Here is a 16,299-nt window from a genome sequence, read left to right as displayed (position 1 = left end):
ACGGCAAGAGCAGGCGGCGCGACGCTACGCGCCGCCGTTGCCGCTTCTGGCAGTCTTGCGGTACAAGGCCGGCGACATGCCGAAGCGTTCATGGAAGCGGCGGATGAAATGGCTCGCGTGCTGAAAGCCGCAAGAGGCCGCGATCTCCTTGACCTCGACATGCGCACGCCGCGGATCCTCCAGCGCTTCCCTGGCCAGCTGCAGACGGCGTTCACGCACGTAGCTGGTGTATTGCAGCGAGCGCATCTTGAACAAGCGGTGCACCCAGCGCGTGGTCACGCGCAGCACATCCGCCACCGCCTGCACCGACAGTTCCGGATCGGTGATGTGGGCATCGATGTAGCTGGCCAGCACCTGCCAGTTGTCGGCGGGCCCGCGCGCATCGCCCGGTATCTTCTCCAGCGCCTGGCTGGTGTAGATCGAAGCCAGCAGCGCCAACAGCGCCTGTTCGGCAAACAGCGACGACGTCGGGTTCGATTCCGCCTTGTCGAAGAACACATGATGCAGGCACCGATGGGCGGTCTGCACCATGGGCAGGACGGCCACGCCGCGCTGCGCGGTGAACTGCGACATCGCCAGGCTGTGCGCGCCCAACAGGCGCGACAGCGGCCCCTTGACCACCACAATGCGCGAATCGGTGTACATCCGGATTTCCGATGGCAGCGCGGTCGTGCGGAAGATGATGTCGCCGGGTTCCAGCGGCAGCGTCGCATCGTTCTGCACGATGACGCCGTGTCCGGCAATCACAAAGCTCGCCAGGAACTCCGCATGCTCCAGATCGGCCGCATGTTCCGCGCGGTGCTGCACGCTGATCGGCGTGGACTCCAGACTCACCACCAGCCCGCCCGCGCGCAGCCTGCAGGCCTGCAATAGCAGCCTGGGCGGTTCGGTCAGGGCCCTGAATTCGCCCGGCAGCACCAGCTTGTCCAGTTCGCGCTCGTAGCCTGCGATCTCCTGCGCATAGAAAGGGCGGAACTGGGGCGCAAAGTTCAGATCCGCCTCGGAACAGGCGGGCCGGGCGGATGGATTCACTGTCTGGCGGGCGCGTGGCATGCTCGGAACACTCAGTCGGGTCGGCCAACACTGGCCGAAAGGCGCCGGCCTTCCTGTCGCATTGAGTCAACCCTCGTTCGTGATCGGTCAATCGCTGGCGGCGGAGGCGGGCGTGTAATGGAGCCATTATCCCAAGGAGACCCCATGCTGGAAAAACAAGCCCATGCCGACGCCTTCTTTGCGCGCTCCGCGAACAAGCTCGACTTCGGGAACTGGAGCGAAGAAGAGAAGGTGGCCCTGAGCTGTCGCATTCTCGCCAGCGAAGGCCATTCGGAAACGCTGGCGGGCCAGATCACCGTACGCAAGGAAGACGGCACGTTCCTGACGACGCCCTTGGCCCAGGCCTTCGACGAGATCGTCCCGGCCTCGGTCATCCGCATCAACGACAACATGGAAGTGCTCGACGGCCCCGGCACGCCGAACCCTGCCGTGCGCTTTCACTTCTGGGTCTATCGCCAGCGTCCCGACGTGCAATGCATCATCCACACGCACCCGCCCCATGTATCGACGCTGTCCATGACGGGCCAGCCGCTGGTCGTCGCGCACATGGACGCGACGCCGTTCCACAACGACTGTGCTCATCTGAAGGAATGGCCCGGCCTGCCCATCGCCGACCAGGAAGGCGAGATCATCTCGGCGGCGCTGGGCGCCAAGCGCAGCATTCTGCTGGCCAACCATGGCTTTCTGGCGGCCGGCTCATGCATCGAGGAAGCGCTGTACCTGTCGGTGCTGATCGAACGCGCCGCCCGCAATCAGCTGCAGGCGGCCGCCGCCTATGGCGAGGTGAAACCGGTGAACGATGCGCTGGCCGCCGAATCGCACGACTTCCTGCTCAAGCCCAGCATCGTGCGCGCAAGCTTCGCCATGTTCGCTCGGCGCGTCGAACGGCAAATGGCTGCGGAACGGGACTAGGGGAAGAAAACAGGCAGCGGATCGTTCAGCGGGGGCCGGCGTGCGCCGGCGGGAACGTCCGCCAGCCGCCGCCCGGATCCGCGTCTGCGTGGATTCCGGGCCTGCGGCAGCATCGGATCAGGGCTTTTTGAGCAGATCGCGGATTTCGCGCAGCAGCGCCACGTCTTCGGGCGTCGCAGCGGGCGCCGGCGCTTCCTCGGCCTTGGTGCGGGCCTTGTAGATGGCCTTGACCATCCAGAAGATCACGAACGCCAGCAACACGAAGTTGATGATGATCGTGACGAAATTACCCCACGCAAAAACGTTGGCGCCAGCCTTGGTCAGGTCGGCGTAGGTCATGGGGCCGTTGTAGCCGGCCGGCATCGACAGAACCAGGAACTTGTTCGAAAAATCGACCGAGCCTCCGAGGATGAAGTTGACCAACGGCATGACGATGTCCTTGACCAGCGAATCGACGATCTTGCCGAACGCCGCGCCGATGATGACACCGACCGCCAGGTCCACTGCGTTGCCTTTGACAGCGAAATCTCGGAATTCTTTGACGAAACCAGTCGCTTTGCTCATAAAAGCACTCCCTTCGTGATACGCCCGTGAGTGGGCTGGCGCTATAATACGCGGTTGCTATGTTGTTACAAATTCCCGCGAACCCGATGCCGCAGAAGTGATGCTACTCGTAGAGCGGGCGCATCAACAAGGATAGGAAGATGAGTCAGGATACGCTGGTGCACGATGATGACGGTGCGGTTGATCCCAACCTGCCACCTGATCCTTCGCGACGTTTCTGGGTTACCACCGCCTGTGCTGTGGGTGGCGTAGCAGGTGTCGCAACGGCAGTGCCGCTTGTGAGCACGTTTTCTCCCTCCGAAAAGGCCCGCGCTGCCGGGGCTCCCGTTGAAGTGGACGTCGGCGACATTCCCGTCGGCACCATGAAGACGGTTGAATGGCGCGGAAAACCGGTCTGGATCATCCACCGGTCGCCTGAACAACTCGCTGGTCTCAAGACCCAGGACGCCTTGCTGGCCGATCCTGATTCCAAGCGCCCCGGCTTCACGCCCAAATACGCCGAAAACGAAGGCCGCTCGCGCAAGCCCGAGCTCTTCGTCTGCGTCGGCATCTGTACCCACCTCGGCTGCTCGCCCACGTCCCACTTCGAGAAAGGCGGCAGTCTGGGCGCCGACTGGCAGGGCGGATTCCTCTGTCCTTGCCACGGCTCCACGTTCGATCTGGCCGGCCGTGTCTACAAGAACAAGCCCGCTCCCGACAACCTCGAAGTCCCGCCGTACCAATATCTCACCGACACCCGCATCATCGTGGGCGTCGATGAAGACAACAAGGCCTGACGCGCGCGTCGCGCTTTTTTCCCGAATTACGTAAGTAAAACAAATACGCCACGTATTAGAGAAGGAGCCGTTACATGGCTGGCGAGAAAACCGTCGAGACGACAGGCCTGTTGGGCTGGCTGGACCGGCGCTTCCCGGTGACCTCCACCTGGAAAGCCCATCTGTCCGAGTACTACGCACCGAAGAACTTCAACTTCTGGTACTTCTTTGGCTCACTGGCCCTGCTGGTGCTGGTGCTGCAGATCGTGACCGGCATCTTCCTGGTCATGCACTACAAGCCGGACGCCGAACGCGCGTTCCAGTCCGTCGAATACATCATGCGCGAAGTCCCGTGGGGCTGGCTGGTGCGCTACATGCACTCCACCGGCGCGTCGATGTTCTTCGTCGTCGTGTACCTGCACATGCTGCGCGGGCTGCTTTACGGTTCCTACCGCAAGCCGCGTGAACTCGTGTGGATCTTCGGCGTCGCGATCTTCCTCTGTCTGATGGCGGAAGCCTTCTTCGGCTATCTGCTGCCCTGGGGCCAGATGTCCTACTGGGGCGCGCAGGTGATCGTGAACCTGTTCGCAGCCATTCCCTTCATCGGCCCTGAGCTGTCCATCTGGATCCGCGGCGACTACGTCGTGTCGGATGCCACGCTGAACCGCTTCTTCGCCTTCCACGTCATCGCCATCCCGCTGGTGCTGGTGGGCCTGGTCGCGGCCCACCTGGTGGCGCTGCACGAAGTCGGCTCGAACAACCCGGACGGCATCGAGATCAAGCAAGGCCCGAAGGACAAGTACGGCCGCCCGAAGGACGGCATCCCGTTCCACCCGTTCTACTCGGTCCACGACCTGATGGGCGTGGCCGGCTTCCTGCTCGTGTTCGCGTTCATCGTGTTCTTCGCGCCGGAAATGGGCGGCTACTTCCTCGAGTTCAACAACTTCATCCCTGCTGACTCGCTGAAGACGCCTCCGCACATCGCGCCGGTCTGGTACTTCACGCCGTTCTACTCGATGCTGCGCGCCACCACCGACGAGTTCACCTGGGTGCTGGCGGGCGCTTCCGTGCTGGGCGCCATCGCGCTGCTCGTCAAGAGCAACCTGAAGGGCTTCATGCGCATCGCCGTCCCCGGCATCCTGATCGTCGTGGCCGTGCTGCTGCGCGTGATCGACGCCAAGTTCTGGGGCGTGGTCGCCATGGGCGGCACGGTCGTCATCCTGTTCTTCCTGCCGTGGCTGGACCATTCCCCGGTCAAGTCGATCCGCTACCGCCCGACCTGGCACAAGTGGATCTACGGCATCTTCATGGTCAACTTCCTGGTGCTCGGCTACATCGGTACGCAGCCGCCCAGTCCGCCGTTGAACATCACGTCGCAAATCGGCACGCTGCTGTACCTGGCATTCTTCTTCCTGATGCCGGTATGGAGCCGCCTGGGCACTTTCAAGAAGGTGCCCGACCGCGTCACGTTCCACGCCCACTGAGCCCACCAGATAACGGATTAACCATGATCAAGAAGCTGATTGGTGCCGTGGCCTTGATGCTCACGTGTACCGCCACCCTTGCCGCCGGAGGCGGCTACCCCCTGGACAAGGCCCCGTACCGCGTCAACGACATGTCGTCGCTGCAGAACGGAGCCAAGCTGTTCGTCAACTACTGCCTGAACTGCCATAGCGCGTCCTCGATGCGCTACAACAAGCTCAAGGACATCGGGCTGACCGACCAGCAGATCAAGGAAAGCCTGCTGTTCACCGGCGAAAAGGTCGGCGACATGATGAACGTCGCCATGACCCCGAAGGACGCCAAGCAGTGGTTCGGCACGACGCCCCCGGACTTGTCCGTGATCGCGCGCGCCAAATCCGTGAACGCCGGCCCCTCGGGCGCCGACTACATCTACACCTACCTGCGCACCTTCTACCGCGACACGGCGCGTCCCACGGGCTGGAACAACCTGGTCTTCCCGTCGGTGGGCATGCCCCACGCGCTCTGGGAAGTGCAGGGTCCGCGCGAACTCACGACCGTCGCCATGCACGAGGTCGAAGGCAAGGCGGGCGCCCCCAAAACCTGGGAACGCGTCACCACGGTGTACGATGCACAGGGTTTTTCCACGGTCAAGGCCGAACCGGTAGCCAACTACCACGGCCATGCCACCTTCGATGCCAAATTCAAGGCCGCTAACCCGGCCCAAGTCGCAACATACGACAACGACGTCGCCGACCTGACTGCGTTCATGTCCTGGATGGCCGAACCCGTCCAGACATTCCGCGTCCGTCTCGGCGTCGGTGTCATGTTGTTCCTGCTGCTGTTCTTCCTGGTTACCTGGCGCCTCAACGCCTCGTACTGGAAACACGTGCGCTAACCGCAACGCCCCGCCAGGTTTTTATCCGTCCCTGATTGCAAATAGGGACGGCATCGGCGGATAGGGCTGTACGCCTATCCCGCCTGGCAATTGGGGCCAGCGCCTGCTAGATTAAGGCGCTGGCCTTTCGTTTTTCAATAAAGGACTTACCGCCATGATGGTGCTCTATTCCGGAACCACGTGTCCGTTTTCGCAACGCTGCCGCTTCGTGTTGTTCGAAAAAGGCATGGATTTCGAGATCCGCGACATCGACCTGTACAACAAGCCCGAAGACATCTCGGTGATGAACCCGTACGGTCAAGTGCCCATTCTGGTCGAACGCGACCTGGTCCTGTACGAGTCGAACATCATCAACGAGTACATCGACGAGCGCTTCCCGCATCCCCAGCTGATGCCCGCCGACCCGGTCATGCGCGCCCGCACCCGCCTGTTCCTCTACAACTTCGAGAAGGAACTGTTCGTCCACGTCTCGACGCTGGAAGACCGCAGCGCCAAGCCCGACGAAAAGAAGCTGGCCAACGCCCGCCAGAACATCCGCGACCGCCTGGCCCAGCTGGCCCCCATGCTGCTGAAGAACAAGTACATGCTGGGCGAGGAATTCTCCATGCTCGACGTGGCCGTGGCTCCGCTGCTGTGGCGCCTGGACCACTACGGCATCGAACTGCCCAAGAACGCGGCTCCGCTGCAAAAGTACGCCGAACGCATCTTCTCGCGTCCGGCCTACATCGAAGCGCTGACGCCTTCGGAAAAAGTGATGCGTCGCTAAGGCTGTTGCGTGATGGGTGAAACTTCGACCAAACCGTACCTGATCCGCGCGCTGCACGAATGGTGCACCGATAACGGCTATACGCCCTACATCACCGTGCAGGTCGACGAGCACACCATGGTGCCCGTCGCCCATGTGCGCGACGGCCAGATCACGCTGAACGTGGGCACGCTGGCCACCAACCGCCTGGTGCTGGGCAACGAATTCATCGAATTCCAGGCCCGCTTCAGCGGCGTGACCGAAAACGTCTACGTTCCCGTGGGCGCCGTCAGCGCCATCTATGCGCGCGAAACCGGCGCCGGCATGGGCTTCGAAGTGCAGCCCTACGAACCGCCGGAAGCTGGCGCCCAGGGCGCGACGGCCACCGCCGCGCCCGAGGGCTCCGACGCCGACGCCGCCCCCGGCGACGACGGCGGAGACGACGACGAACCCAAGCGTCCGCGCCTGACCATCGTCAAATAAGGCATCCCCGCAAGGTCTGCATTTTTTTCATTACAATGCAGCCCTTCGCGTGCCCCAGGCACGCAGCGCCGGTGTAGCTCAGTTGGTAGAGCAGCTCACTTGTAATGAGAAGGTCGAGGGTTCGATTCCTTTCACCGGCACCAGATTCCAGATGCAGATCCGTCCTGAGACGATCTCAAAAACCCGCTCCGGCTATGACGGCGCGGGTTTTTTATTGCCTGCGTCATGAACGGAAAGCGTGAGGCCAAGCCAGCCCATTGCGCTTTGTCCTATTTACGCTGTCCCGAGCCCCGAAAACCGGCCTTTCCGCGAAATCGCTGCCTACAATCGCGCCAAGTTCTGGCCTCAGGAGGCGCGGTTCCCCATGCAGACAAATCATCTCCCCGGCGTGCGGCAAAAACGCCTCTGGCAAAAGAGGTGGCCTAGAGAAGTCCTGTTCAATGGCCCGCCACTCCTCGTCGCCGGTAGCGCCGCGGTGAAGAGCTGGCGCGAACCGCTGTTTGAACCCTGGATGTTCGGTCTGACGGCCGCCACGAGCGTCTGGCTGATTCTGGCAGCCCTGGTTCGCGTGGCTGCTGCACGCGCCGACGACGAGATGGATGGACCGGCCGCCGTCCACGAAGGTCTCGATGCAGCGGTCTCCACCATGCACACCATGCTTGCCGAATGGTGCGACAAGCGCAATTGTGGAACCGACCTGCGCACCACCTTCCACCGGGTCGTGCCTCCCGTTCATGAACCGCAGGAAATCGAGCAGATCATCAACTACGCGGGCGCTGGGGGCGAGGGTGCAGGACGAACCTTTCCCGTGCACACCGGCATCGCGGGCAGAGCTGTCCGCAGCAAGACACCGCTGGTGATGTCCAGCCAACACAGAACGGAAGATCAACTCCGCTCGGCACTAGTGCTTGAATGGGGGTATACCGCGGCCCAGGCCCGCCGTCTTGGACCCGGCCGCTATTCGGCTATGGCGGTGCCCGTCCTGGACCGTTCAGGCCAGCATCCCATAGGCGTGATCTACCTGGACTCGAGCGACCATGCGCTTTTCGAACGCAACGACGTTGCGGAAATCGTAGGCGCCGGCGCCAAAGCGATCAGCGACTTCGTCAGCAAAAGGTATTGATATGAACGCTGCCACCAACAAGAAACCTGACGCATTCTTCAAGGGATCCCGGCTTATTTCCAGGCCGGGCGCGGTAATCCAGGTTCGGGAACTGATGCTCACCGAATACGGGTTGCGTGCCATTACCAGTGCAAGCACGGGTATCCGGCAAGGGGCCATTGAAGAAGCTGGCCCACCGTCGCCGCTGAGAGGAATGGCTCCTGCCTGACCCCATTTGTACTGCGCCCGGTTTGGCTGCTTTTCGATACCGCAGATGGTCGCCGCATGCACTCGTGTCCTGGTGAGAAAGGCAAATATTCAGCGCGTCGACCCGTTACGCCTGGCCCGTTTTGCATTCTTCCGTTTTTTTGTGCATAATTCGCCCCCTCTACCTGTTCCCCGATAGCTCAGTCGGTAGAGCGACGGACTGTTAATCCGCAGGTCGCTGGTTCGAGCCCAGCTCGGGGAGCCAAAGAATGCAGTACTGAAGGGCCCGCAACTTGTTGCGGGCCTTTTGCATTGGGACGCGGTGCGCGCGCGCTGTTTGCCGGGCCGCGCGCGGCGTACGATGATGCGCATTCCCTCATCACCACATCGCCTGCCTCCATGCGTTCCGCGCGATCCCTGCCTGCCCTGGTTTCCCTGCGCGCCTTTGAAGCTGCCGCGCGGCGCATGAGTTTTTCCCTGGCTGCGCAGGAGCTCTTCGTAACGCAAAGCGCCATCAGCCACCATATCCAGCGACTGGAAGCCGAACTGGGCGTGGCCCTGTTCGAGCGACTCACCCGCGCCGTGGCGCTGACTGCGGCGGGTCAGGCCTATTACGAGCGCGTACATGCGGCCTTCGAACTGCTGCGCCTGGGTACCGACGAGGTCCGTGCGCCCGAGACTGTGCGGCAGACGCTGCGCGTCGGGCTGCTGGCCTCGTTCGCCACGCGCTGGCTGGCGCCGCGCCTCGCGGCGTTTGCCGCCGCCCATCCCGACATCGATCTCCAATTGCAGCCCGACATCGGCCTGGCGGACGTGGCGGGCGGCGAGGTCGACGTCGCCATCCGCTACGGGCGCGGCGTGTGGCCAGGCGTGCGGGCTCGGCTGATCATGGCGGAGCGGCTGTCGGTAGTCTGCTCGCCCGCCCTGATCGCGGGCAGGAAACGGCCGCGCACGCCGCAGGATCTGCTGCGATTCCCGCTGCTGGCCTCGCATGCCCGCCATCCCTTCGAATGGGACGCCTGGGCGCGACATCACGGCGTGGACCTGGGCGGCGTGCGGCCCGTACGCCTGCATGACTACAACATCGTCGTGGAAGCGGCGCTGGCGGGGCAAGGCATGGCGATGGGCCGTCACCGCCTTATCGCCGCCCAGCTCGCCAGCGGCGCGCTGGTGGAGGCCCTGCCGAACGCCGCGCTCGAAGCTCCTCGCATCGGCTGGTGGTTCGTGACGCCGCGCGGCGCGCTTGGCGAAGCGGCACAGCGCTTCCACGCATGGCTGGCGCAGGCGGCCACGGAGCGGGGCGACACACATTAGTTTTACTCATGTGTACTGCGCGAAAATTGATTGGTCAGGGCCGGCAGCGGCCGATAGCATGAGGCTTGCCCATACTTTCCCTGTTCAGGAGTCCCTCATGACCCGCTCGATCTCCGGCCGCGTGGCCGAACTTGGCCTGACCCTCGAAGCCGCCGCCGCTCCCGCCGCCAACTACGTGCCCTTCGTGCAGGAAGGCAACCTGCTGTATATCTCGGGCCAGATCTCCCGCAAGGACGGCAAGGCCGCCTATCTGGGCCGCCTGGGAGACCAGGTTTCTGACGCCGATGGCGTGGCAGCGGCGCGCCTGTCGGCGCTGGGCCTGCTATCGCAGATCGCCGCCGCCACCGGCGACAAGCTGGATCGCGTGGCGCGCGTCGTGCGCCTGGGCGTGTTCGTGGCCAGCACGCCGGACTTCAACCGCCAGAGCGCCATTGCCAACGGCGCCTCCGACCTGATGGTCGAGGTGTTCGGCGACGCCGGCCGCCATGCTCGCAGCGCCGTCGGCGTGGCATCCCTGCCGCAGGGCGTGGCGGTCGAGATCGAAGCCGTTATCGCGCTTACGCAAGCCTGATCCCTGCCGGAGCCGCCATGTCCGCCCCCTTGACTCCCAGCGCCGTGGAAGCGTTGCGCGCCCAGACCCCTGGCGCGCACACCACCGTCCATTTCAATCACGCCGGCGCGTCGCTGCCCTCGGCCGCCACGCTGCATGCCATCCACGCGCACCTGCAACGCGAAGCGACGCAAGGGCCCATGGAGGCGGGCGTGCGGTCGCGGGAGCTGATCGAGCAGGCTCGCACACTGGCGGCCCGGCTGCTCAACGCGGACCCGACCGAGATCGCACTCACCGGCGGCAACTCGCCCGGCTGGGGCGCGGCTTTCGCGGCGATGGCGCCGTGGCGCGCCGGCGACCGCATCCTGGTGGGTCGCCACGAATGGGGCGGCAACCTGGCCGCCATGCGGCTCAAGGCGCAGCGTGCTGGCGCCACGCTGGAGACCATTCCCTCGGACGACAGCGGCTGCGTCGATCCGCAGGCACTGGAGGCCATGCTGGATGAGCGGGTGCGCCTGATCGCACTGACCTGGCTGCCCGCCAACGGCGGCCTGATCAATCCCGCCGCCGCCATCGGCAGCGTCGCGCGCCGCCACGGCATCCCGTATTTCGTGGATGCGGCACAGGCGGTCGGCCAGTTGCCCGTGGACGTCGCGCAGATCGGCTGCGATGTGTTGAGCGGGGCCGGACGCAAGGCGTTGCGCGGCCCGCGCGGCACAGGCCTGCTGTACGTGCGGCGCGACTTCCTGGACCAGCTCACGCCCGCCTTCGTCGACACCCATTCCGCCCCCCTGGGCGCCGACGGCGAGCCGGTGCTGCGCCAGGACGCCGCGCGCCTGGAATCGGCGGAAGCCTCGCTGGCGCTGCGCTGCGGCCTGGCCAACGCCTTGCAGGAAGCCCTGGACATCGGCCTGCCAGCCATCCGCGCCCGCATCGCCGCCACGGCCCAGGCCCTGCGGACCGAACTGGCGGCCATCCCCGGCATCACGGTGCTGGACCAGGGCCGCGAACGCTCGGGCCTGGTGTCCTTCAACTTCGCCGATCAGGACGCCGTATCCGTGCAACGCGCCATGGCGGCACAGGGCATCACCATCGGCAGCAACGGCGTGCCCTATACCCCGCTGGACATGCAGGCGCGTGGCCTGGCGCAGATCGCGCGGGCCTCGGTCAGCTATCTGACCAGCGACGCGGAAATCGACCGCCTGCTGGAAGGGCTGCGTGCCCTGGCCCGCTAGGGCTTGCCCGGCCCTGGGCCAAGTTCAAGCCGCCGCGCGAAGGGCGTCCACTTGGTGAAGACCAGCAGGTTGCCCAGCATTACCAGCGCCAGGCCCAGCAGGGCCGGCGCCGTCCACTGATAGCCTTCGGCGAAAGTAGACACGCTCAAGGCCACCACCGGAAACAGCACCGTGCAGTAGGCGGCCCGCGCCGGGCCCATGCGGCCCACCAACGTCAGATAGGCGGTAAAACCGATCACGGAGCCCGGGATGGCCAGATAGAGCAGGGCGCCGACGTAGGAAGCCGAGGTATCGAATTCGAACGGCAGGCCCGCCGCCAGACAACCCGCCAGCAGGATGGCTGCGCCATAAAGCATGCTGTAGGCGTTGCCGGTCAAGGGCCGGATGCCGGCGCGCTGTTGCAGCGACGACAGCATGTTGCCCGTCGAAAAGCAGAACGTACCCAACAACGCAAAGCCCAGGCCCAGCAGGGTTTCATGGCTGGCCTCCTGCCCCGCCAGTTCGGGCCAGAACAGCAGCACCAGGCCGGAAAAGCCCAGCGCGCCGGCCACCATCACGCGCGGCGCGACGCGGGTGCCGAACCACAGGCGGGCATTCAGCGCATTCCATAGCGTCGCCGCCGAAAACACCACCGACACCAGGCCGCTGGGAATCCACTGGGTTGCCGTGTAGAAGCACAGGAAGTTCAGGCAGAACAGGCACAGCCCCTGGCCCACGCACAGCCAGTGGCCGCGTCGGTCCATTTTCTGCAGCTTGCGGGTCAGCGCCAGGACCGCGAACAGAACCAGGCCCGCCAGCGCGAAGCGGTAGAAGATGGAGACGGGAATCGCCACCACGCCCAATTGCAGCTTGATGGCGATCCAGGTTGTGCCCCAGATGACGACTGTGAGGAAATACAGGAAGAGGTTCACGATGCGATGCTGAAACAGGGACGCGGTAAGGCGGTCCGCAAGACCGCCGGGGAATCCAGTTTGCGCCTCCCTGGCCCGCAAGAATTGCCGGTTCTTGCGGTTTTCTTCCCCGCGCGCACGCGCCGCGCGCGAGATCGCAGTAGCATTCCACTCATATGGCTACCGTCGCCTCGGCCCCGGCCGATTTCTCCGTCTTCCGCACCCTGGCGGGCTCCACCGCGACGTTGGGACGCGCCGCCGCGCTGGGCGAGGGCATCGCCATCTCGCAATGGTCACGCAGCGCCCACGAAACCATGGGCTACGACAGTCCGGGCCATCACACCCTGTCACTCTATCTGCGCGGCGGCGACAAGTCGTTCCGCCTGGGCCAGGACAGGCTACATGGCGGCGCCGGCAAGTTCTGCGTGCTGCCCTCGGAGCACTACTCGCGCTGGAGCATGAACGACAGCGTGCAATTCCTGCATCTGTACATCGCTCCGGAACGCCTGGCCCGCGAAGCCGTCATGCGGTTGGACTGCGAGCCCCGCACGCTGGAACTGCGCGACCGCACCTACATCCACGACGACTCGCTGATCGACGTCTGCCGGCAGCTGCTGGACACCGACTGGAACCAGCCCGCCGACCGGCTGGCGGCCAGCAGCGCGGCCGAAACAGTCCTGCACCATCTGCTGAACCAGGGCGTGGCGCGCAAGCCCGCGGCAACGCTGCGCGGCGGCCTCGCGCCCGCCGTGCGCCGGCGCATCATGGACTATGTTGACGCGCACCTGGCCGAGCCGCTGACGCTGGACGAACTCGCAGGCGTGGCGGCGCTATCCACCTACCACTTTGCCCGCATGTTCCACACCTCTTTCGGCGAGCCGCCGCATGCCTGGGTACGGGCGCGGAGGCTGGCGCATGCGCGCAAGCTGCTCGCAGCCGGCAAGGGCGACCTGGCCGGCATCGCCCAGGCCAGCGGCTTCGGCAACGCCAGCCACTTGGCGCGGGTCTTCCGCGACGCCGTCGGCGTCACGCCCGGACAGTACCGCAGCACCCGCGCCAGGCACTGACGCGTGGGGCTGTGGCCCCGTTTCCCGTCCCGCCCGGTCTACAATGGTCCACCGCCCCCAGGGCCTGACCGTACCGCCGCCCGACGCGATGCCGTCTACGACCTCTCGCGATTCCATCCCCCCGGCTGAACCCCTCGGCGCCGGCCCCGTGCGCGCGCACTGGCTGGCGGAGCTGATACGTCTGCGCGAAGCGCATTGGGGGCCGCTGGAAGACGCAGCCGCAGTGCGCCGCGTACGCCAGCAGGACGCCGATCTGCCCGCGCGCATCCTGGCTCGCGCCGCGTTGCTGGCGCAGCGCGAGAATCTCATCCCCCTGATCGACACATGGCGCCGCAGCGCGCTCGCCATGTTGGCCGCGTTGTTCCTGCTGGCCGCCATTTCCGGCGCAGGCGCCGCGCTGGGCGCGCTGGGTGACGGCTCGCGGCCAGTCAACGTGCTGTGGGCGCTGGGCGCCTTGCTGGGCCTGCATGCGCTCACCTTCCTGCTGTGGCTGGGCAGCTTCCTGCTGCGGGCGTCCTCCGTCACGGGACTGGGGCGTCTCTGGCTCTGGGCCACGCGCAAGCTGGCCCGCGGCCCCGACAGCGCGCTGGTACCGCAGGCTTTCCTCAACCTGCTGGCCCGCGCGGGCGCCTTGCGCTGGCTCTTCGGCAGTGTCAGCCACCTGCTGTGGCTGACGGCCCTGTGCGCAGCGCTGGCGGTGCTGCTGGCCGTGCTTTCCACCGCCAGCTACCGCTTCATCTGGGCCACCACCTTGCTGGCGCCCGACACATTCGTCGGGCTGACACAGGCCTTGGGCTGGCTGCCGTCCCTGCTGGGCTTTCCGCTGCCGGACGCAACCATGATCCGCGCCAGCGACGGCGCCCAGGCCCTGCCCGCCGAGGCGCAGGCGCAGTGGTCGCTGTGGCTGATCGGCGTGCTGGTGGTCTACGGCATCCTGCCCCGTCTGCTGGCCGGCGCCCTGTGCGTGGCGGGATCGCTGCGCGCCTTGCGCCGCCTGCGCATCGATCCCTCGCTGCCCGGATTCTCCGCCTTGCGCGATCGCCTGGAGCCGCCCGCCCTGTCCACTGGCATAGACCGCCCGGCCGATCCCCTGCACGAACCGCGCGTCGGCGCGCCGCCGCTCGCGGGCCTGGGCGGCCAGCCGGTGCTGCTGGGGCTCGAACTGCCGCCGGACCTGGCCTGGCCACCCGCCGATATGCCCGCGGGCGTCCAGCAGGCCGGCAATCTGGATACCCGCGAAGAGCGCAACCGCGTGCTGGATGCGCTCGCCGGCCAGGCCGCCACGCGCATGCTGATCGCCTGCGATGCGCGCCAGACGCCGGACCGCGGAACGCTGTCGCTGATCGCCGAACTGGCCGCGCACGCGGAACAGACGCGTGTATGGCTGGTCACGCCGCGCGCGGACGCCGAGGCTCCCGCCACCCGCGCCCCGCTATGGCGCGAACGCCTGCTGGCGCTGGGCCTGCCCGCCGATGCCGTGCTGCAAGCGCCGCTGGCCCCGCTCGCCTGGCTGGAGTCCGGCCATGGCTGAAGACCTCATCAAGATTGCGCTGGTCGGCCATACCAACACCGGCAAGACCTCGTTGCTGCGCACGCTGACGCGCGACACCACCTTCGGTGAAGTCGCCGACAGCCCTGGCACCACGCGCCACGTCGAAGGCGCGCGCCTGCGGCTGGAAGGGCGGGCCGTGCTGGAATGGTTCGACACACCGGGCATGGAAGACAGCATCTCGCTGCTGGAGTACCTGGAAAAACTCGACAGCCCGCAAGAACGCCTGGACGGGCCGGCGCGCATCCGCCGCTTCCTCGACACGCCCGAGGCGCATGGCCGCTACGAGCAGGAGGCCCGCGTGCTGGCCAAGATGCTGGACTGCGACGCGGCGCTGTACGTCATCGACGCGCGCGATCCGGTGCTGGGCAAGCACCGCGACGAACTCGCCATCCTGGCCGCCTGCGGCCGGCCTCTGCTGCCTGTGCTGAACTTCGTCAACGCGCCCGCGCATCGCGCCGACGAATGGCGCGCCGCCATGGCCCGGTTGGGCCTGCACGCGGTCGTCGAGTTCGACACCGTCGCGCCGCCGCTGGATGGCGAACAACAGCTCTATGCCAAGCTCGGCGTGCTGCTGGACCGCCACGCCGCCGCGCTGGCCCGGCTGTCCGCCAATCTTGCCGAGCAGCGCCGCGCGCGCCGTGGCGCCGCCTACGAACTGCTGGCCGACCTGCTGGTCGACGTGGCGGCCTTGCACGTCTCCAGCGCCAGCGACGACGCGGCGCTCACGGCCGCCTCGGGCGCGCTGCGCGACCAGGTGCGCCAGCGCGAGCAGGCCTGCGTCAACGCATTGCTGGCGCTCTACAACTTCCGCGCGACGGACTTCACCGATGATGCGCTGCCCCTGCAGGGCGAGCGCTGGGGCATGGACCTGTTCCATCCCCAGGCCCTGAAGGACATGGGCGTGCAGGTGGGCATGGGCGCCGCCGCGGGCGCCATGGCCGGCGCGGCGGTGGACCTGTTCAGCGCCGGTTTGAGCCTGGGCACCGGCATGCTGATCGGCGCGGCCGCCGGCGGCCTGTGGCAAGGCGTGGAAAAGCTGGGCAAGCGCGTGGCGGGCAAGCTGCGCGGCTGGCGCGAAATCAGCGTCGACGACGCGGTGCTGCGTCTTTTGGCCCTGCGCCAGCGCCAACTGATCGAAGCGCTGGAGCGCCGCGGCCATGCCGCGCGCGAGCCATTGAGACTAGACCATCCGGACGACGATGCCTGGCGCAAAGGGCCCCTGCCCGAAGCGTTGAAAGAGGCCCGCAGCCGGCCCGAATGGTCGGCCCTGGGCGAGCACTACGAAGACAGCGACCGCCGCAAGCGCGTGGTGCGCGAATTGGCGAAAACCCTTGCCGACGCGCCCCCGCCCGGCGCCTGAGCGCAGAGCCGCCAGCCTTGCCGCACGCACCATTCCACGCCGCCGGCAAGCAAGTACTAACCCCAATCCAAACCGATTGACGCTTAAACGAATGCGTCGATAAGATTCGTCCTACATCGATGCGGGTCCGTCCCCGTCATGATAATCACAA

17 protein-coding genes and 2 tRNA genes are annotated in these 16,299 nt (G+C 65.9%); 16 read left to right on the top strand and 3 right to left on the bottom strand.

From position 1 onward, the window contains the following. Positions 1 to 24 precede the first annotated feature (24 nt). Positions 25 to 1,053, bottom strand: a complete 1,029-nt coding sequence (locus IB258_RS16745; protein ID WP_054455530.1) for an AraC family transcriptional regulator — start codon at positions 1,051 to 1,053, stop codon at positions 25 to 27. Between the two features lie 144 nt (positions 1,054 to 1,197). On the opposite strand from IB258_RS16745, the gene IB258_RS16740 reads away from it, so the two are divergent. Then, the gene (locus tag IB258_RS16740) at positions 1,198 to 1,965 is read left to right on the top strand and encodes an aldolase (RefSeq protein ID WP_175163688.1); all 768 of its coding nucleotides are present in this window, start codon (positions 1,198 to 1,200) and stop codon (positions 1,963 to 1,965) included. Between the two features lie 117 nt (positions 1,966 to 2,082). Here IB258_RS16740 and mscL read toward each other — a convergent pair whose 3' ends face one another. After that, positions 2,083 to 2,529 (bottom strand): large conductance mechanosensitive channel protein MscL, encoded by a 447-nt coding sequence (mscL, locus tag IB258_RS16735; RefSeq protein ID WP_042795720.1) that lies wholly within the window; start codon positions 2,527 to 2,529, stop codon positions 2,083 to 2,085. A gap of 140 nt (positions 2,530 to 2,669) precedes the next feature. On the opposite strand from mscL, the gene petA reads away from it, so the two are divergent. From petA to IB258_RS16675, 12 genes are all read left to right on the top strand, one after another. After that, positions 2,670 to 3,305 (top strand): ubiquinol-cytochrome c reductase iron-sulfur subunit, encoded by a 636-nt coding sequence (petA, locus tag IB258_RS16730; protein WP_054455534.1) that lies wholly within the window; start codon positions 2,670 to 2,672, stop codon positions 3,303 to 3,305. Between the two features lie 74 nt (positions 3,306 to 3,379). Beyond that, on the top strand, positions 3,380 to 4,768 hold the full coding sequence (locus IB258_RS16725) for a cytochrome bc complex cytochrome b subunit (protein WP_054455536.1): 1,389 nt from the start codon (positions 3,380 to 3,382) through the stop codon (positions 4,766 to 4,768). 23 nt (positions 4,769 to 4,791) lie between these two features. Then, positions 4,792 to 5,643 (top strand): cytochrome c1, encoded by an 852-nt coding sequence (locus IB258_RS16720; protein ID WP_054455538.1) that lies wholly within the window; start codon positions 4,792 to 4,794, stop codon positions 5,641 to 5,643. 154 nt (positions 5,644 to 5,797) lie between these two features. Further along, positions 5,798 to 6,409, top strand: a complete 612-nt coding sequence (locus IB258_RS16715; protein ID WP_006388039.1) for a glutathione S-transferase N-terminal domain-containing protein — start codon at positions 5,798 to 5,800, stop codon at positions 6,407 to 6,409. Between the two features lie 12 nt (positions 6,410 to 6,421). Next, positions 6,422 to 6,871, top strand: a complete 450-nt coding sequence (locus tag IB258_RS16710) for a ClpXP protease specificity-enhancing factor (RefSeq protein ID WP_054455540.1) — start codon at positions 6,422 to 6,424, stop codon at positions 6,869 to 6,871. 67 nt (positions 6,872 to 6,938) lie between these two features. Then, positions 6,939 to 7,014: transfer RNA gene (locus tag IB258_RS16705), tRNA-Thr, on the top strand. A gap of 221 nt (positions 7,015 to 7,235) precedes the next feature. Next, complete coding sequence (locus IB258_RS16700; RefSeq protein WP_192352926.1) at positions 7,236 to 7,994, top strand: GAF domain-containing protein; 759 nt, start codon at positions 7,236 to 7,238, stop codon at positions 7,992 to 7,994. 1 nt (position 7,995) lies between these two features. Next, the gene (locus IB258_RS16695) at positions 7,996 to 8,202 is read left to right on the top strand and encodes a sulfatase (protein WP_082401081.1); all 207 of its coding nucleotides are present in this window, start codon (positions 7,996 to 7,998) and stop codon (positions 8,200 to 8,202) included. Between the two features lie 167 nt (positions 8,203 to 8,369). Then, a tRNA-Asn gene (locus tag IB258_RS16690) sits at positions 8,370 to 8,445 on the top strand. Positions 8,446 to 8,579: 134 nt separating this feature from the next. After that, positions 8,580 to 9,494: a transcriptional regulator GcvA gene (gcvA, locus tag IB258_RS16685; protein WP_147400229.1), complete on the top strand. Its 915-nt coding sequence runs from the start codon at positions 8,580 to 8,582 to the stop codon at positions 9,492 to 9,494. Between the two features lie 97 nt (positions 9,495 to 9,591). Beyond that, on the top strand, positions 9,592 to 10,065 hold the full coding sequence (locus tag IB258_RS16680; protein WP_054455544.1) for a RidA family protein: 474 nt from the start codon (positions 9,592 to 9,594) through the stop codon (positions 10,063 to 10,065). 17 nt (positions 10,066 to 10,082) lie between these two features. Continuing rightward, positions 10,083 to 11,279 carry an aminotransferase class V-fold PLP-dependent enzyme gene (locus IB258_RS16675; protein ID WP_125470999.1) on the top strand — a complete coding sequence of 399 codons (1,197 nt, stop codon included), beginning with the start codon at positions 10,083 to 10,085 and terminating at the stop codon, positions 11,277 to 11,279. On the opposite strand, the gene IB258_RS16670 is transcribed toward IB258_RS16675, so the two are convergent. Further along, the gene (locus IB258_RS16670; RefSeq protein WP_192352925.1) at positions 11,276 to 12,190 is read right to left on the bottom strand and encodes an EamA family transporter; all 915 of its coding nucleotides are present in this window, start codon (positions 12,188 to 12,190) and stop codon (positions 11,276 to 11,278) included. The genes IB258_RS16675 and IB258_RS16670 overlap by 4 nt on opposite strands. A 155-nt stretch (positions 12,191 to 12,345) precedes the next feature. On the opposite strand from IB258_RS16670, the gene IB258_RS16665 reads away from it, so the two are divergent. The 3 genes from IB258_RS16665 to IB258_RS16655 all read left to right on the top strand — a co-directional run bounded on the left by IB258_RS16665 (position 12,346) and on the right by IB258_RS16655 (position 16,148). After that, a complete protein-coding gene (locus IB258_RS16665; protein WP_192352924.1) occupies positions 12,346 to 13,236 on the top strand; it encodes a helix-turn-helix domain-containing protein in 891 nt (296 codons plus the stop codon). An 88-nt stretch (positions 13,237 to 13,324) separates the two neighbouring features. Next, complete coding sequence (locus IB258_RS16660; RefSeq protein WP_225590442.1) at positions 13,325 to 14,767, top strand: DUF2868 domain-containing protein; 1,443 nt, start codon at positions 13,325 to 13,327, stop codon at positions 14,765 to 14,767. Then, positions 14,760 to 16,148: a GTPase/DUF3482 domain-containing protein gene (locus tag IB258_RS16655; RefSeq protein ID WP_192352922.1), complete on the top strand. Its 1,389-nt coding sequence runs from the start codon at positions 14,760 to 14,762 to the stop codon at positions 16,146 to 16,148. The genes IB258_RS16660 and IB258_RS16655 overlap by 8 nt, the downstream gene beginning before the upstream one ends. Positions 16,149 to 16,299 lie beyond the last annotated feature (151 nt).

The sequence above is a fragment of the Achromobacter sp. ACM02 genome (assembly GCF_014851605.1).
Classification (GTDB): domain Bacteria; phylum Pseudomonadota; class Gammaproteobacteria; order Burkholderiales; family Burkholderiaceae_B; genus Achromobacter; species Achromobacter aegrifaciens.
Note: the sequence above shows the minus strand (reverse complement) of the source record. Positions and strands in the feature narration are given on the sequence as shown.